Below are 16,580 nucleotides of genomic sequence, written 5' to 3' on the forward strand. Positions count from 1 at the left end.
GGCAGTCAAAAGTAGAGCGCCCCTTCTGTCTCTAAGCACAAAACGCCCAGCCGCCCGCCAAAGCCCAGGCCGCAATCCACCGCGATGCTGTCGTTTGCCCAGAAGATCTCGTCCGGCTGTGCCCCGGGAATAAAGCGGGTGGGCAAATGGCCGACAACGGTGGTGGTGCCAGAAAAGTGGCCGGCACAGAAGTCATGGGGCCCAAAAAGCAGCTCTTCCCTGGTGTAGTAGTGCATATCCATATCGCTAAAATCCGGCAGGCCGCCGTGGACCAGCAGGTACTTTTTGCCGCACACCTCTATTTTTTGATACAGCGGCAGGGAGCGGATATACGCGAGGAGCTTCAGCTGCTCGGTCCGGTCCTGGCGGCAAAAATCCAGCAGGGTGTCCTCCTGGCCGATGGGCATGGTGGACAGCTCGCTTTTGATGACCGCCCTCTGTGACTGCGGGTCGCTGCATGAGAGCTCCTGCAAAGTGGGCAGGAGCATGTACTCGTGGTTGCCCAAAATGGCGGTCACATTTTTTCGCCCCATTACGTCCTGCAGGAGCCGTATGCCGTCGCTCCCCCTGTTGAGCAGGTCGCCGACGATGTAGAGCCTATCTGCGCCACAGAAAGAGACGCCGCGCAAAAAGGCTGAATACCTGTCATAAAAGCCGTGTACGTCCGACATCACATAGGTCATAAGTTGCCCCCCCCCCGTCCGCCCCACAAAGGTGAGAGCACTCTATTCTTTCGCCCGTCCAGACGGCTGGGCAGCACCTGGGTGCCGGCCATCTGCCTTGAGCGGCAGCGCGCCTTTGGCCTGCAGCAGCGCCCCCAGGATCAAAAGCTTTATCACAAAGGGCAGATATATCCGCGCGGTGCCGAAAATGTTCTCCTCGATCAGTGCTGCGCGCAGGGTCTCCAGCCCCGCGGACACATCTGCCCGGATATTTATCGTCGTTTTGACCCTCTGTGTGCCCGCATCGCCGTACTTGGCCAAAAATTCGCGCTCGTACAAATTTACCCGGACCCAGTCGATATCGCCCAGATCGGGCTGCAAGTTGTTGTAGGCAAGCCCCACGATAAAGCCGTTTTGCACAGGCGCTTCGCCGTACAGCAGGGCGCGGTACTCCCGCATACCCAGCATAACGGTCCTGCTCAGAGCCAATTGTTTCCTCATTTCTGCCGACCTCTCTCCCTGTTTATCTGTTTATCCTGTATTTAGTCAGTCAACTGACTGACTAAATACTACCTCTACATTCGTGTGCAGTCAAGACTTTTTAAAAACAGGGCGGCGTGGCAGATCACCACGCCGCCCTGTTTTACCCAGGAGCTGCTATTTTTATGGGATTGGCCTATCGGCCGGCGGCGCGGCGGCCGGCAGCTGCCAGTGCCGCTGCACCGCCGGCGCAGGCGGTGAGCACCGCCAGAAAAGCGGGCAGGTCATAGCTGCAGATCCCGGCGGCCAAGAGCAGGCCTGCGGCCAGCAGCACACTGCCATAAAAGAGCAGGTCAGTTGCCCCTATGGCAGTTTTCGTGCGCCGGGCGGCACCTCTGCCGTGCAGCTGACACAGCCGCAGGACGGTGAAGAGGGCGGCCAGGGCCGCCAGCAGCCAGAGGTAGAACTGCACCCGGCAGCTGCCCGCAGGTGCTGAGAACGCGCTGTCGGCGGTGTTGGGAGCCTGGCTGCCGCCTTTTTTATAGGTCGGTGCATCGCCGGGTCCTTGGCCGCCGGTCTCCCCCTCGGCAGTGATGGTGCCCTGCTTTAAGGTGTAGGCGAGGGATACCGTAAGGCTGTTGCCGGCAGAATCGGTCGCCGTACACAACAGAAAATAGCGGCCCGGGCGGGTGGTATCGATACCGGTGGCGGTGATGTCGGCGCCGCGCTCGTCGAGTATGGTCACCGCCGAAAAGGTGAGCGAGCCATCGGGCAGCAGAGAGGTGAAACGGTAGCGGCTGTGAAGCAGCTGCCGGGCTGTTTGGGCACTGATGTGGCCGCCATAGAGAGGCGGGGTGGCCACCGACTCGGTGACTGTGTCACGCAGTGTTCCGTGCTGGGCGCCGGTGTCGGGGTCTACCTGGATGCCGGGGGTCGGCACCACCGCATTTTCGGGCAATTCCGGGCCAAAATCGACGCCGTCCTCGGGGTAGTCGACTACCGGGATATCGCTGGGCAGCAGCTGATAATCCAGCTGGATGGTGGTGGTGTTGCCCTGACTGTCGGCAGCTCGATACAGGATGGTACAGCGGCCGGGCTGGACGGTGTCGAAACCGGCCGTAGTGATGTCGCGGCCCAACCCGTCGAGCAGCACCAGCTTGCCGCTGATGGCGCCGTCTTGCGTTTGTGCGGTGATCTGATAGCGGTAGTAAATCATCTGCTGCGCACCGGCAGCGGTGAGATGTCCGCCAAAAGGCGGGTCTGAACGGCTGGTGCGCTGGCGCACCTTTTCGTACACTGTGTCGTGGCAGAGCGCCGTATTGGGGTCGACGGTGAGAGCGGGCGCCGGGACCGGTGATACGGTGGGATCGTACAGTGGGCCGGCGGGACCGACCGAGCCGGGGTCGGGGCGCTGTACAGCGGGCGGACGGGTGCCGCTGACGGAGAGCTGGCCGCCGGCGTTGCCCGCCGCGTCGAGTACGCGGTAAATACCGTTGGGGAGAAAGACTGTTTGCCCGGATGGGCCGACCCCATCCTGCAGCGCGAATACCTGCCAGTCATCAAAGATACCGGCGGTATTTCTGCGCTGTATACGCCACAGGCCGGAGCGCTCGTCCGCCGCCGCGATACCTCTGTGATCGGCGGTGAGAGAGGCGGTGGGGGGCTGACTGTCTTGCCGATACTGCTGTTGCACGATAGCCGATACCGGCTTATTGGAGTCGCTGTGGCCGGCCTGCAGCGATATGCTCTTACCGGATGTCTGTGCATCATCGCGCCAGCTGTTGGTACCGGGGAGCAGCGCATCCTCGACATAGAAGCGGTCGTAATCGGCACTGGGATAAAAGGTGAGCCCGGCCGGGCGGTCGCCGCTGTACCAGCCGTTTTCACCCAGGGGATTCATGCGGTAGTCACAGGGGGCCGCAGGATTATCCGGGTCACCGGCCACCGGCTCTTTGGGGGCGAAAGCCAGCTGGATGCTCTCCTCTTTGGCGGCGCCAAAAAAGTCGTCGGTGAGCTGCTGGGTGAGGCTGGCCTTACCCTGTACGCGGCTGCTTACTCTGGCCAAAAAGGTGACCTTGGTGCCGGGTGCCTGCGGGCAGGTGACCGGGATACCGCCCGGGGCGATGAGCGCGGCCGGATCGCCGCTGTAGACCGCGCCGCCCACCGTCACCTGTTGGCCCTGGGCCCCGGTGAGGTAGTCGAGGCCGTTAAGGGCACTGATCTGCAGATGGCAGTCGACCGGATCTCCGCCGGCGCCATTTTGGAAATTATTGCGCACAGTGGTCTCTACCCTGACCAGTGTGCCGGGGGCCACCTGGCCGCTGAGCACCTCTCCAGACGCCGGTGCAGTGACCTGCATTTTTAAAAATCCGGGATCGTATTTGGAAAAGCCAAAATTTTTAAATTCTGCCTCTACCCGCGCGTTATCGGCGGCGGGGGGCACGTCCAGACTGACATGGGTGACGCCCCAGAAATAGAGGTAGGCCTCGTCCTCGAGTTTTCTGCCCTGATGGTCGATGCTGGAGGACATGGTCTTACCGGCACAGGTGATGGTGAGCGTGCGGTCGACCGCCGTATAGGTGATGATGAGATCGCCCTGCGGGGCAAAGGCGGACGGCTCTATCTCCTGCCGATCCCACTCATCGTAGATGCCGGTGGCAAAGTCGGTGTGGTAGGCAAAGCGCAGGAGGCTGCCCTCGCCGCTTATACCTTCGGCGTTGCGAACAGCCGGCGAGATGGCGGCGGTAAACCCCTCGTTGGCCTGCGGGGACTTCATCAGCGTGAGGGCCAGACCGGTATCGACCGAGGCGGCTGACGGGGGCACATTTACCTGATAGGTGCCGGTAAACTGCCAGTCGGCGGTGAGGGGGATGGCTTTTTTGGTGATCACCCCGCCTACCGAGCTGTTGGTAAGACCATTTTCTACATAATGGGGCAGCGTGTCGATGCGCGCCAGAGTGAGTTGATTGCCCTTTACCTGGGTGGGCGAGCCGATCGTCTCGCGCAGGGTAAAGAGATCCTCCAGCTGCGTGACGGCGGCCGCCGCCCGCACCTCGTTCGTTATGAGCGGTACCGCCGACAGGCTGCCCCACAACAGCACTGCCGCCAACACTGCGCACATCAGCTGCCGCGGCGGCCGCTGATGGCGGACTTTTTTGTGTCTCATGGTGACTATCCTCTCCTTTTTTGTGTTGTGTCAGCACAGCTTACAAGAAGCCTTATCATTAAGTCCGCTCAGGGGGCAAAACGGGTCACCAAATTTTGCCCTTTTTTGTCGATAGCGGGGATGGTATACTTACTTGTGAGTTAGGCCGTATAAATCAGGCGGCCGTTACCGGGGGGATCTCTATGTCATCGACACAGTCACATCAGGAGCTGGGCGAACTGGTACGCCGGGCCAGGCAGGGCGACCGCGCCGCCTTTGAGGCGCTGTATCACGCCACTGTACTGCCGCTGTATTACCGCACGCTGTCTTTTTTGGGGGACAAGGAGGCAGCGCAGGACATCGTACAGCAGACCTATTTGCTGCTGTGGCAAAAGCTGGACGGGCTGCAGCGCCCCGAGACGGTGGTCGCCTGGCTGAACCGCACCGCCCAGCTGCAGTGTTACCAGCATGTAGACCGAGCCCGTCGCCGGTCCGCCGTACCGCTGTGTGAGGCGATCTTGGACAGACAGTGGCAGGAGGCGGACGCGGGCGTGAGCCTGCCCGAGCAGCAGGCTGAACAGCGCGATACCTACCGACGGCTGCGGGAGGCCTGCGCCGCACTGGAGAGCCAGCAGCGGCTGCTCATCCTGCTGCGCTACGACCGGCGACTGACGGTGCGGGAGATATCCGCAGCGACCCACCTATCTGAGAGCACCGTTAAGCGCACGCTGCGGGCGGCACTCAAAAAGCTGCGCGGGCAGCTGGGAGCAGTGGTACCCGCCGGGCTGTTGGGATTGGGGCTGCGGCGATCTGGTATAAGCGCAGGGGGCCCGTTCGGCGGCCGGCGGCACTTTCACTTTGACCCGGCCAAAGTACTGGCAGCTGTGGCCGGGGCGGCGGCGCTCTCTGCTGCTGGGCTGTACTTCGCAGGCAGCCCTCGAGTACAGATGGAGACCGACAGCACCTTGCTGCGCAACACGCCGCTCACAGCGCAGATACAGATATCGGGGCCGATAGCGGCCCAAACGGTGGTGGCGACCGACAGCTGCGGGCAGATCATGCCGCTGCAACAGGTTTCAGACGGCCGTTTTTTACTGCAGATCGCACAGAATGGCCACTATACCGTAACGGCTACCGCCGCCAGTGGGCGCAGCCGGAGCGCTGCGCTGCAGGTGGACTGCATCGACACACAGCCCCCGGTGCTGAGTGAGGTGGGCGTGCGGGGACGGGATACCGTGCTCACCGTCGACGACGGGGGCAGCGGCGTAGACCAGATCAGCTGTGTGGGGGCCGATGGCCGGGTATTTGCTCCTGTCTGGCAGGAGGGCTGCCAGTACGGCTTTTCTTTGCCGGCGGGAGACTACCAGCTGCACGCTGCTGATCTGGCCGGCAATGCAGTACAGCGGCGAGTGGTGGTACATGAGGAGTTTGACTGACGGGACCGGCCCCCGCTGCCAGAGGCCCCGTTGACGATAAGATAAGGGAGCAGCAGCCCGCCGTCGGACAGCGGGCTGCTGCTCCCTTATTTTTGATAGACAGTCCGTTCCATAAAAAACAGCATACGTGCTGCTCCTGCTCAGGACAGCTGCCTTTAAACGGCATAGCGCATAGCGCACAGCGCAGTTGCCGGCTGCCCGCTATACGCTACAGGTAACTGAACATGCTGATCAGGCGTGCGAGCCAGATGATGAGCGACAGCGCCGTGCCGGCGATACCGCAGATAAAGCCGGCCAGACCGATATTTTGAGCGCTGGACTTGCGGCCCACATTGCCGGCGGGTATGGCCACCACCCCCAGCACGACGCCCGCCAGCGGTATGAACCAGGCGGCGGCGAGCGAGAAGATGCCGGTGACCAGGGCCAGCTTGGCTTTGTCTACAGGGTCGTGTACCCGCACGGGAATGGGCTGCGGGGCCGCCGGTCGGTCGGCTGGCACGGCGGGTGCTGCCCCCGGCGCCTGCTGGCCCCAGCCCGGCGAGCTGGCGGCGGCAGTGGCAGCCACGGCGGGGTTAGGCTGCTGCAGCAGGTAGAGCAGCATATCGACCCGGCCCTTGAGCTGCTGTTTGACGGCAAAGCCCCAGAAGCCGGTGAGGCCCATCTCACCGGCGTACACACCGGGCAGGATGGCGAATTTTAGCCAGGCCTCCAGGTGGACCACCCCGTTTTGAAAGTACATCTGGATATACTGGGGGGCGGTAAAGAAACCGCTCCCCTTTTTCCAGACCATCTGGCCGCCGTCGCTGGTGAGGACAAAGCCCTCTTTGGCAAAAAAGTCTTCGGCGATAAAGCGGATCATGTCATCGGGGTTGCCGGTGGCGATCTCCGTAACAAATCTGGCCATATGCTGTGCGCTCCTCTCCCTTTCAGTTCTGCCTAAGTTCTGCGCCCACGGTTGGGGCGGGGCAGAAAAATGCGCAGCGGCAGGTCACCGCCCACTGCTGCGCACGCTTATAGATAGTATGTGTTTTTAGAACTTGACGAACTCGCCCTCGGTGGGGCCGCCGGCGGCGTTTGACTCGTCGGTATCGATGTGCATGGCGGTGGCAAATTTGTCGCTGACGCGGATGACCACGTCGCCGAAGATGAGCGAGCGGTCGGCGGTCTCGACCTTGACGCCGACGATCTCTTTGTCGGCCACACCGAATTTGGCGGCGTCTTCGGGGGTCATATGTACGTGGCGCTTGGCGATGATGACGCCCTCAGAGAGCTCTACCTCGCCGCAGGGGCCGACCAGCTTGCAGCCGGCGCTGCCGGCGATATCGCCCGACTCGCGCACCGGCGCGGCCACGCCCAGTTTGCGGGCCTCGGTAGCGGCTACCTCGATCTGGGTGGAGGGGCGGGTGGGGCCCAGGATGGAGACCCGGGGCAGCGTGCCTTTGGGGCCCACCACGTCGACCCGCTCCTCACAGGCGTACTGACCGGGCTGCGAGAGCTCTTTTTTTACCGTCAGCTCGGCGCCTTTGCCGAACAGGGTCTCGAGGTCCGCCGGGGACAGGTGTACGTGGCGGGCAGAAGTCTCAACTAAAAATTTTGCCATTTTAAATATCCTCCATACTCTGCATTCGCGCGGCTACCGGCCGCGCGGCTGGACCGGGCACAGGCCCGGTACTTCCATCGATCACGCCTGGGCCAGATACTCCTCCAGGGTGATGCCCCGGCGGGTGATCTCTCTGGCGTGTTCTACGCCCACATATCGAAAGTGCCACGGCTCGTAGTGGATGCCGGTGACATCTTCTTTCCCCTTGGGGAAACGCAGGATAAAGCCGTAGTCGGCGCAGTGGCTCCACAGCCACTGGTATTCCGGCTCATCTTCCAGCACCTGCTCCAGGCCGACGCCGTCGAAGTAGGCCGCCGGCACCAGGTCGGCCGAGAGGCCGGCATTGTGCTCGCTGGTGCCCGGCGGAGCGATCCACTGGGCGGCCTCTTCTTCGGCCTCCTGCTGGCTGTAGCCCTGGTCGACATACTCCTGCACCTTGCCCTCATAGAGCTCTTTGGAGCGGGCCACGGTGCGGTAGCTGGAGACCACCCAGAAACGATTGCCGCTGGCGGCGGCATCGGCCATCATCTGGTTAAAGGCGTCGACGGCCCGGCTGTCGAACTGATAGCCCTCGTAGTCGGTATCGACTACCTGGGGCACGTAGCCGCTGGGCAGCGGGTCGTTTGGGCCGACCAAAAGCAGGCGCCAATCGCTCTTGTCGATGGTGGGGGCGCTGGCGGTCTGGGAAGAGCTGCCGGCGGCAGAGCCGCCCGCCGCAGCCGCACTTGAGGAGGGCGGTGTGCTGGTGTTGGTGCTGGTGCTGGAGGCGCCGCCCCGGTCGCCGCCGCTGGAAAAGTGGCGGATGAGCGCCACTGCGCCGACGATGAGCGCGGCCAGCAGGGCCAGCGCCAACACGGCCACCAGCACCCGCCGCCAAAAGTAGTTTTTGCCGCTCTTGTAGCGGCGCACGCGCATATTTTTACCGGCCAATAAAACGCCTCCAAACACTGTGTGACTGGCTGCCGGCAGCGCCGGACGAGCCGGCCCTCCCGGGCCGTTTTCATTGTACCAACATTTGCCCGCGTTTTCAAGGGGGCAAACGCCGGCGGGCGCGCCGGAGCACTGGTGAAGCGGTGAAGCTGCCGTACCGGGCAGGGGCTGGGGCTATTTTGTCCGCCGGACGAGACGGCGCTGCTTTTGGCGGCAAACAGGCCGCTTTTGCCCGGCGGGGGTGACAAAAAGACCCGCTGCCGAATACATTGGTGTAACACAGCGAAAAAAGACAGGGGGAACTTGTATGTCAACAGCGAAAAGGCTCTGCTACTTTATGTCGGCCAGCAGCCCCACCGGCTTTGCCAGTTATTTTGGCCACCTCACCGCCACCGGTTCGGGCTACCGGCCCTACCTCATCAAAGGGGCTCCGGGAGGCGGCAAATCCACCATACTGCAGGCGGTGGGCGACGCGCTCGTCGACGCGGGGCACACCGTGGAATTCATCCACTGTTCCAGCGACCCGGACTCGCTGGACGCGGTGGTGTGCCGGGAAAAAGGGGTGGCGGTGATGGACGCCACCGCCCCGCACCTGCAGGATCCCAAATACCCCGGGGCCCACGAACAGGTGATCAGCTTATACGGCTGTATAGACGCCCGGGCGCTGCAGCCGGTGCGCGATGACATCGTCGCCCACCTGGACGCCGCTACCGCCTGCCACGCGCGCACCTGCAAGTTCCTCTCGGCGGCGGCCTCACTGCTGGCCGACGACCGGGCCATCGTATCGCGCTACACCGATTGGCCCAAATTGCAGCGGTACGCCCAGTCGGTGGCCCGGCGGCACTTTGCCGAAAAGCCCGGCGGCCGGGCCGGGGTGCGCAGCTGCCGCATGCTCTCGACCATTGGGCAAAAGGGACCGCGTACCTTTACCGACACGGTGCGGGCACTGTGCCCCGACATCTACCTGATCGAGGACGCCAACCGCGCGGTGGCACCCGCCTTTTTGAAGATCCTGGCCGAGAGCGCTCTGGCCGCCGGATACGATGTGACCTGCTGCTACTGGCCGCTATCGCCGTATGACAAGCTGGAGCACCTGCTGGTGCCCGAGCTGGGGCTGGCCTTTGTGAGCCAGGAGCGGCAAAACACGCTGTCGCGGGAACTGCCACGGCCGTACCGCCACATCTACAGCCGCCGCTTTTTGGACCTGGATGGCCTGTACGCCTACCGCAACCGGCTCTCGTTCAACAAAAAGGCGGCCAAGGAGCTGCTGGCCGAGGCAGTAAAGGTGGAAAAAGAGGCGGCTGCCCACCACGATGCGGCCGAGGCGCTGTACCGCCCGGCCATCGACTTTGAGGCGGTGCAGAAGATCAGCGATGAGCTGGTGGCCGCTATCTGCGGTTAGCGGGATACCGGGCTGACACAGCGGCGCAGGGAGAGACGGGGGTTTTCGCGGGCGGGCAGTTGTGGTAAAATGGCAGATGTTGGCCCCCAGGGGCCACAGACCGATACCCAACTGTTACAGGAGGACCTGCCATGATCTACACGACGACCGTTCCCGGCTTTTCACTGCGCGCCGCCACCGAGGATGACGTGCCGCTGGTGCTGCAGTTTATTAAGGCGCTGGCTGCATACGAAAAGATGTCGGACGAGGTGGTGGCCACCGTGGACTCGGTGCGCCGCTCGGTGTTCGAGCAGGGGCGCGCCAAGGTGCTCATTGGTGAGCTGGAGGGCCAGCCGGTGGCCTTTGCGCTGTATTTTTACAACTACTCGACCTTTTTGGGGCGCTCGGGTCTCTATTTGGAGGACCTGTTCGTGTACCCCCCGTACCGGGGTAAAGGGCTGGGCAAAGCGATTTTTGCCACCTTGGCCAAGATCGCGGTGGAAGAGGGCTGCGGCCGCATGGAGTGGGTGTGCCTTGACTGGAACCAGCCCTCTATCGCCTTTTACCGGGGGATGGGCGCAGTGTCGATGGACGAGTGGTCGACCTACCGGCTGACGGCGGATAAGCTGCAAAAGCTGGCAGAGACGGCAAACTGACCGGCAGCGCGGCTGACCTGCCGACGGCCGGCGCCTGGATGCGCGCTAAAGCGCTATAAAAAGGGAGAGGACCGGGCAGATGCCGGTCCCCTCCCTTTTTTGGGGGCGGAGTGTGGCGCTAGTGCCCCCGGTGCTTTTCGCGGCGCTTTTGCTGCCGCAGCGCAAACTGCCGCTGCTGTGCACATTGGCGCCGGCAGCGCTGCTGTTTTTCGCGCTGTCTCTTTTGCTGCTGGTACTGGGCCTGCAGCGCCTGCTGTGCCTTGGTACCTACCCCGGTCTGCTCGAGCTGGCGGGCGATGGCCCGCTGCACCCGCTTGGGATTTTGCCGGCGCTCGTCCGGACCCTGCTGCGCGCTGGGCGCGCTAAAGGCCAGGCGGTGCCAGTTTTTGAGCAGGTAGTCGTACACCTGATAGTCTTTGGGCTGGGCGCCAAAGGTGACTTTGCACACCTGATACCGGCCCCGGTACTGGCGCTGGTAGACGCCGACCCAAAATGAGTCCTCAAAAAACACGGTGAAGGTACATTCGATACGGTCCATAGCAGACTCCTCCTTAAAAATGGTCCCGCAGAGAACGGACAACCAAGGAGGCAGGTTACTGACGGCACTGGGCCGCGCCCGGACTACCGACCGGGCTGTGTTTTTATCTCTGCTGTACCCATTGTACGCTCAGCGTCAACCGACGACAAGGGGCAGAGCGGTAAAGGGACAAAGATCTGCGGGCGGATCAAGGTATTGGGTACTTCGATGCTGGAGGGAGCATCTGGCCGGCGTGAGCACGAGCACAGCCAGAACAGCCGTGCCGGCGGGATGGCGCTGCCGAGGACACCGTCGGCAGGGCAGTTACAGCGCTTGACAGAGTTTTACATCAGAGCGTAAAATTTGGGTATCGATCACTTTACACCTGTTACTTTTTGCCCGGCGGCAGCCGCTGTGATACGCTGATAAACTGATGAGCGCACTGCTTTGCCGTGTGGTCCGGTAGAGATACCGGCTGTTTTTGAAAGGGGCCTACTTGTGATGGACGAGCGCAAAAAGATTATTTTAGATGTGGATACCGGCAGTGACGATGCGGTGGCGATCACCTGTGCACTGTTGAGCAGTGCGTGTGATGTGCTGGGGATCTGCACGGTGGGGGGAAACCTGCCGCTGGCAAATGTAACGGACAACACACTGCGGGTGGTACAGTGCTGCGGGCGGGAAGATGTGGGGGTATATGTGGGCAGCGCCTCGCCGCTGGCCTCGACCCTGGTGCCGTGGGGGCTGCAGGCTGAGCTGCTGTGCCGCAAGGAAGGGGTCCGCGAGCTGACACTGGATTTTCACCCCGAGCACCTGCCGCTGCCGGCACCGCGCATTACCGCCAGGCCACAATGTGCCACCGTATGGCTGATCGAGACGCTGCTGGCGGCCGAGGACCACAGCATTACGCTGGTGCCGGTCGGGCCCATCACCAACATCGCCATCGCCCTAAAGGCCGATCCGCGGATCATCCCCAAGATCCGCGAGATAGTGATGATGGGCGGTTCCGACCGGGTCATCGACCCCACCCAGGCCGCCGAATTCAACGTGTGGTGTGACCCGGAGGCGCTGGAGATCGTTTTGCAAAGCGGGGCGCCGGTCACGATGGTGCCTTTTGACGCCACGGTATTCGCGGCGCTCACCCGCGAGCAGGCCGCCGAAATTCGCCAGGTGGGGACGCCCCCGGCGCAGCTGATCGCCGACCTTATCGACCAGCGACTGGATGCGAGCGTCGATTTTGAAGCGGTACATGGACTCTCGACAGGAGAGCCCATACACGACGCGCTGGCGATGTGTGCCGCCCTGCACCCCGAGGTGCTGACGGATGTAAGGCAGGTCAGCTGCCATGTAGACCTGGGGCGCGGCTACTGCTATGGCGAGACGGTGATCGACCGCAACTATAAATATGATGCGCCCCAGGAGAAAAACTGCCGCTTTGCCTACGGCGCCGACAACGAGTTCTTCTTTCAGTGGATCCTATCGGTCCTAAAGGCAGCTCGCTGAGAAGGTAGATGGTGGCAGGTGTCCGCTCCCCTATTTTCGATACTTCCGATGTGTTCGGTGCGGGGGGCTGGAGAGGGTTCTCTGCTCCACCGCATAAACGCCCCGCTGGTGGGGCTGTTGTGAAACTGAGCATCTACCGCGCCGCCCCGAGCTGCGCGAAAAAGCAAAAAGCGCGGCAGACCTGCCCTTTTGTGGGGCGGATCTGCCGCGCTTTGCCTATGTGGATATGCGGTGATGGCTATGCCGGCCGCTTTTTATTTGCCGTAGCACTTTACGTGCAGCTCGCGGGGGCGGGGGCCGTCGAACTCGTAGAACAGGATGGCCTGATCGTCGCCCAGGTCCAGCTCGCCGTCTTTGATGATGGGGGTGACATCCACGCCCACCACCACGCATTTTACGTGGCCGGCAGCGTCGAACGGGGTCTCGACGTGGTTGTAGTTGGCGCGCAGCGGGAAGATGCGGTCCAGGTCGGCCTGGAAGTCTCTCTGGGCGGCCTCCTCTTTGGTGGCGATGCCCACAGCGGCGGTGGTATGGGCGTTAAAGATGACACAGATGCCGTTTTTCACGCCGCTTTTTTTCACGATAGCTTTGACTTTATCGGTCACGTCGGTGACGGTCATATAGTCGGTTTTCAGCTTGATCACTTCATACATAGCGCTTTCCCTCCTCTTCCCTACATGATGTTGACGTGTACTTCACGGTCGTTTTTGGGGCCGTTGAACTCGCAGAACAGGATGCCCTGCGAATTGCCGAACAGCAGCTCGCCATCTTTGATGATGAGCGACATTACATTGCCCACAAAAGCGGCTTTGGAGTGCGCGGCGGCCTCGTGCGCATTGTTGGTGCGCTGCTCGTAGTCTACCTTAGAGGGGAAAGCGCGGCGGATCTCCTCCATCGAGTCGTCCCAGCCCTTGGGGTCCCAGAAAGAGTGGATGACCAGGCCCGCATCGGTGTGGGGGATGGACACGGTGAGGATGCCGTCGGTGACGCCGGCGCCGGCGATGATCTCTTTGATCTTGGGGGTGACATCGATGGCTCTGTTGTGCTGAGTTTGCAGCTTGATGACTTCAAACATATTATTTGCCCTCCTTCTCTCTGTCCATCACGATCTCGATCTGGTGGCTCTGGTCGGCGTAGATGCAGTTGCGGTCGCCGTCGCCCCAGGGCGACTCGGTGATGCCGCGCAGCGGGGTCTCGCCCAGCTCGTTTTGCAGGTAGCCGCACAGCAGCGTGAGGGGCATGAACTGCATCAGCGGGGCCATCCAGCTCTCGGCGGCGGTGGGGATAGAGACGACCTCGATACCTGCGGGGATCTCGCTTTGGCACACGTCGGTGATGGCGACGGTGGGGCGGCCCAGGCGCGCCATGTTCTGCATGGCCTCGATGCAGCGGTACTTGGCCGGGCTGGAGGCGGTGACGTAGACGATGGTGCCGATATTCTGCGGATTTCTGGCAAAGTAGTTGACGTGGCACCAGTCCTCGGTATTCTCGACGGCGGTGACTTTGCCGATCGCCTCGTACAGTTTGGCTCTGGCAAACCAGGCCGAGGCGTAGTCGAGGCCGGAACCCACACAGTCGTAATGGGTGCAGGGGGCCAGCTTTTTGCCCAGGCTCTCGGCCTTGGCGATGATCTCGTCGATGTGGGGGCGGAAAGCCTCGCAGTAGGCGGCCAGGCCCTCACGGTAAGCTTCTGCCTGCTCGGCGCAGATGCGGCCCTTGACTTCGCCCATCTTGATGGCCAGCAGCAGAAGGGTCATGACGCTGGTGAAGTAGGTGGCGGTGCCGGGGGCCAACTCAGCCTCGGGGCTGTCGTGTTTGAGCACGCGGTCTACGTGCTGGGCCAGCGGGGCCTCGAGATTCTCGGTGATGCCCAGGGTAAAGGCGCCGTAGGGGTGCACGGCCTCCATGGCGGCGGCGGTGGCGGCGACTTTACCGGAGATAGAGATGCCGATGCACAGCGTTTTGCCGTAGTTAAATTTGCTGTTGTTGTAATTGTACGCCACTTCGGGGGCGGGCAGAGCGTCGACAGCCAGGCCAGCGAGCTTTTGGAAGGCGGGCTTGGCGGCAACACCGGCTATGTACGAGTCGCCGCAGCCGGTGAGGATGAGTTTGTCGAACGCGCAGATCTCCTCTTTGGTGAAGAGCGCATCTATTTTTTTCTGCAGGTCGCCGATAAGGGGCCTGGCCAGGTCTACTAAGCTGAGAGACTGCCGGATCACAGCATTGTCCACTGCCTGATTCATAAGGAAATCCTCCATTTCAATACAAAAATCACGGGTTGTGAGTTAGTCGCTGTACACCGAGAGGTAGCACTTTTGCAGTCTCGGGCCGTCGAACTCGTAGAAGAAGATGCCTTGGCTGTGGCCCAGCACCGGCTTGCCGTCTTCCACGATGAGGGTGGTGTTGGTGCCCATCATGGCCGATTTGGTGTGGCCGGCAGCGTCGGCGGGGGTGTCGAACTGGTGGGTGTAGTCGACTCTCTGGGGGACGATCACGTCCAGCTGGATCTGCACGTCCTGCAGGTCGTAGTCGTGGAGCATGTAGGGCGTCAGCGAGATGCCGGAGGTGGTGTGGGGGGCGGAGATCACGGCGATACCGCTCTTTACACCGCTGTCGGCGATGCATTGGCGCACCCAGTCGGTGATCTGGTGGACGCCGTTTTTCTGGCAGTCTATCTTGGTCTCATAAAACTTCATTGCAAGCGCTCCTTTCGCACATCAAACGATTTCGATCTTGCTGGTCTTGATCTTGTTGCCGTCCTGTACGGCGAAAGCCTCCATACCTTGGCGGAACATGCCTACGTTTTTAAACTTGGCCAGGTAGCCGGCAAACAGTGCGAAGGGGATGTAGTTGCCGGCGGGAGTGATCCAGCTGTGGGCTGCGCTGGGCAGCTTGCATACTTTCATGCCGGCGGGGAACAGGCTCTCGTCGGCGTCGGTGAAGACGATGCAGGGGCGGCCGATGCGGGCCATGACGCCTGCCGCTTCGATGATGCGGGGCATGGCGGGGTTGTTTTTCTCGGCGATGAGCACGGTGGCGATGCCTTTGTAGTCGCGGGCGAAGAAGTTGATGTGGCACCAGTCCTCCACGTTCTCGTAAGTGCACACGTCGCCGGTCGCCTCGTAGATCTTGGCCGAATCGAACCAGGCGGTGACCATGTCGTCGCCGGCGGCCACGAACTCGAAGCTGTCGATATCTTTCCACTCCTCGGCCAGAGCGAACATCTGCTCGTCCATGGCGTCGATGCAGTCTTTGTAAGACTCGATGTAATCGACGATATCTTTGCGGTACTGGCCGGCCTGACTCATGGGGTAGTGCATCTTGACTTCGCCCATGCGGATGGCCGAGGTCATCAGCGCGTAGATAGAGGCGTAGTAGCTGCGCAGGCCCGGCGAGTGCTCGTCGAAATTGTTGGTGTACGGAGGCATGGGAACAGCCATGGTAGTCTGGCACTCCTGCGCCAGGGGCGAGTCGGGGTTGCCGGTGACGGCTACCGTGTGGGCGCCCACCCCGGTCTCGTTGCCGCGCTTGGCGATCTCGATCATCCGCGATACGGTGCCGGATACCGAGATGCAGTAGAGCAGCGGGTTGTGGGGCTCGCCGCCCAGCACGCTGCTGTCTAAGTGGCGGGCGGCCTCGATGGCCGGCAGCGCCGAGGTGCCGATGTGGCCCAGTTTCTCGAACACGGGTCTGGCCGCCAAAGCAGCACAGTAGGAGTCGCCGCATCCGGTCAAAATCGCCTTTCTGGACGCGAACAGCTCAGGGGTGGACAGGGCCATGCGCAGGTCCCCGTCGTCTTGCTCCGCCAGTGCTGCTGCCATGTCCAGCAAGTCATAGACTTCCTGCCGAAGAGCATTGTCAAAGTCCTTCTTGTTCATAATTTGCCTCCTAACAAAATTTTCACACTGCATTTGTGCACAATGTACACTTTGGGTGCATATTCCCATTAACAATTGTACAATGGACCACCGTTTCTGTCAAGGAGACCACAGTTGTATTTGACAAATCATGTTTTTTATGGACCCCTATTTTTGGCGTATTGCACAACAGCGGCGCCCCAGCCAATGGGCCGAGCAAGCCGACACAGCCGCATATCTATGCGGTTTTAGACGGTTTTAGGGGGTGGTTTTGTGTGGGCCGGCTACAGGTGGAACAAGGCATTTTTATCGACTTCGTTAAATGAGGCTTGTCATTATTGCCCAAAATTCTCTGTACCCCCCGCACAAAATCCGTATGTCTTTTGTCTGCGGCGGTGTTCTGGGGGTGGCGG

The 16,580-nt window shown here is 61.7% G+C and carries 16 protein-coding genes; 4 read left to right on the forward strand and 12 right to left on the reverse strand.

Going from position 1 to position 16,580, the window contains the following annotated elements:
* Positions 1-5: 5 nt before the first annotated feature.
* From H8K20_RS06980 to H8K20_RS06990, 3 genes are all read right to left on the reverse strand, one after another.
* The gene (locus H8K20_RS06980) at positions 6-683 is read right to left on the reverse strand and encodes a metallophosphoesterase (protein ID WP_186487899.1); all 678 of its coding nucleotides are present in this window, start codon (positions 681-683) and stop codon (positions 6-8) included.
* 42 nt (positions 684-725) lie between these two features.
* Positions 726-1,163, reverse strand: coding sequence for a hypothetical protein (locus H8K20_RS06985; RefSeq protein ID WP_186487900.1), 438 nt, complete (start codon positions 1,161-1,163; stop codon positions 726-728).
* Positions 1,164-1,338: 175 nt separating this feature from the next.
* Entirely contained in the window at positions 1,339-4,308 is a 2,970-nt protein-coding gene (locus tag H8K20_RS06990; protein WP_186487901.1) for a hypothetical protein, read from the reverse strand.
* 182 nt (positions 4,309-4,490) lie between these two features.
* On the opposite strand from H8K20_RS06990, the gene H8K20_RS06995 reads away from it, so the two are divergent.
* Positions 4,491-5,723, forward strand: coding sequence for an RNA polymerase sigma factor (locus H8K20_RS06995; protein WP_186487902.1), 1,233 nt, complete (start codon positions 4,491-4,493; stop codon positions 5,721-5,723).
* Between the two features lie 208 nt (positions 5,724-5,931).
* On the opposite strand, the gene H8K20_RS07000 is transcribed toward H8K20_RS06995, so the two are convergent.
* The 3 genes from H8K20_RS07000 to H8K20_RS07010 form a co-directional block, all read right to left on the reverse strand.
* Positions 5,932-6,627: a DUF4190 domain-containing protein gene (locus H8K20_RS07000; RefSeq protein ID WP_186487903.1), complete on the reverse strand. Its 696-nt coding sequence runs from the start codon at positions 6,625-6,627 to the stop codon at positions 5,932-5,934.
* 126 nt (positions 6,628-6,753) lie between these two features.
* The gene (gene pduL / locus H8K20_RS07005; protein ID WP_105205550.1) at positions 6,754-7,323 is read right to left on the reverse strand and encodes a phosphate propanoyltransferase; all 570 of its coding nucleotides are present in this window, start codon (positions 7,321-7,323) and stop codon (positions 6,754-6,756) included.
* An 81-nt stretch (positions 7,324-7,404) separates the two neighbouring features.
* Positions 7,405-8,253, reverse strand: a complete 849-nt coding sequence (locus tag H8K20_RS07010) for a M15 family metallopeptidase (RefSeq protein ID WP_186487904.1) — start codon at positions 8,251-8,253, stop codon at positions 7,405-7,407.
* A 307-nt stretch (positions 8,254-8,560) separates the two neighbouring features.
* Here H8K20_RS07010 and H8K20_RS07015 point away from each other — a divergent pair, with 307 nt between their 5' ends.
* On the forward strand, positions 8,561-9,655 hold the full coding sequence (locus H8K20_RS07015; protein WP_186487905.1) for a hypothetical protein: 1,095 nt from the start codon (positions 8,561-8,563) through the stop codon (positions 9,653-9,655).
* A gap of 131 nt (positions 9,656-9,786) precedes the next feature.
* Positions 9,787-10,290, forward strand: coding sequence for a GNAT family N-acetyltransferase (locus tag H8K20_RS07020; protein ID WP_186487906.1), 504 nt, complete (start codon positions 9,787-9,789; stop codon positions 10,288-10,290).
* Between the two features lie 118 nt (positions 10,291-10,408).
* Here the strand turns inward: H8K20_RS07020 and H8K20_RS07025 are convergent, their stop codons facing one another.
* Complete coding sequence (locus H8K20_RS07025; RefSeq protein WP_186487907.1) at positions 10,409-10,828, reverse strand: YjdF family protein; 420 nt, start codon at positions 10,826-10,828, stop codon at positions 10,409-10,411.
* Between the two features lie 480 nt (positions 10,829-11,308).
* Here H8K20_RS07025 and H8K20_RS07030 point away from each other — a divergent pair, with 480 nt between their 5' ends.
* Positions 11,309-12,310: a nucleoside hydrolase gene (locus tag H8K20_RS07030; RefSeq protein ID WP_186487908.1), complete on the forward strand. Its 1,002-nt coding sequence runs from the start codon at positions 11,309-11,311 to the stop codon at positions 12,308-12,310.
* A 254-nt stretch (positions 12,311-12,564) separates the two neighbouring features.
* Here the strand turns inward: H8K20_RS07030 and H8K20_RS07035 are convergent, their stop codons facing one another.
* Genes H8K20_RS07035 through H8K20_RS07055 form a run of 5 tightly spaced genes read right to left on the reverse strand, consistent with a single transcriptional unit; the run spans position 12,565 to position 16,188 of the window.
* Positions 12,565-12,963 (reverse strand): secondary thiamine-phosphate synthase enzyme YjbQ, encoded by a 399-nt coding sequence (locus H8K20_RS07035; RefSeq protein ID WP_186487909.1) that lies wholly within the window; start codon positions 12,961-12,963, stop codon positions 12,565-12,567.
* Positions 12,964-12,983: 20 nt separating this feature from the next.
* On the reverse strand, positions 12,984-13,385 hold the full coding sequence (locus H8K20_RS07040; RefSeq protein ID WP_105205543.1) for a secondary thiamine-phosphate synthase enzyme YjbQ: 402 nt from the start codon (positions 13,383-13,385) through the stop codon (positions 12,984-12,986).
* A 1-nt stretch (position 13,386) separates the two neighbouring features.
* Complete coding sequence (locus H8K20_RS07045; protein WP_164998269.1) at positions 13,387-14,553, reverse strand: SIS domain-containing protein; 1,167 nt, start codon at positions 14,551-14,553, stop codon at positions 13,387-13,389.
* A 42-nt stretch (positions 14,554-14,595) separates the two neighbouring features.
* Positions 14,596-15,006, reverse strand: coding sequence for a secondary thiamine-phosphate synthase enzyme YjbQ (locus H8K20_RS07050; protein WP_105205541.1), 411 nt, complete (start codon positions 15,004-15,006; stop codon positions 14,596-14,598).
* 21 nt (positions 15,007-15,027) lie between these two features.
* Positions 15,028-16,188: an SIS domain-containing protein gene (locus tag H8K20_RS07055; RefSeq protein WP_186487910.1), complete on the reverse strand. Its 1,161-nt coding sequence runs from the start codon at positions 16,186-16,188 to the stop codon at positions 15,028-15,030.
* Between the last annotated feature and the right edge of the window lie 392 nt (positions 16,189-16,580).

Source organism: Neobittarella massiliensis (ex Bilen et al. 2018) (assembly GCF_014269355.1).
GTDB lineage: Bacteria > Bacillota > Clostridia > Oscillospirales > Ruminococcaceae > Neobittarella > Neobittarella massiliensis.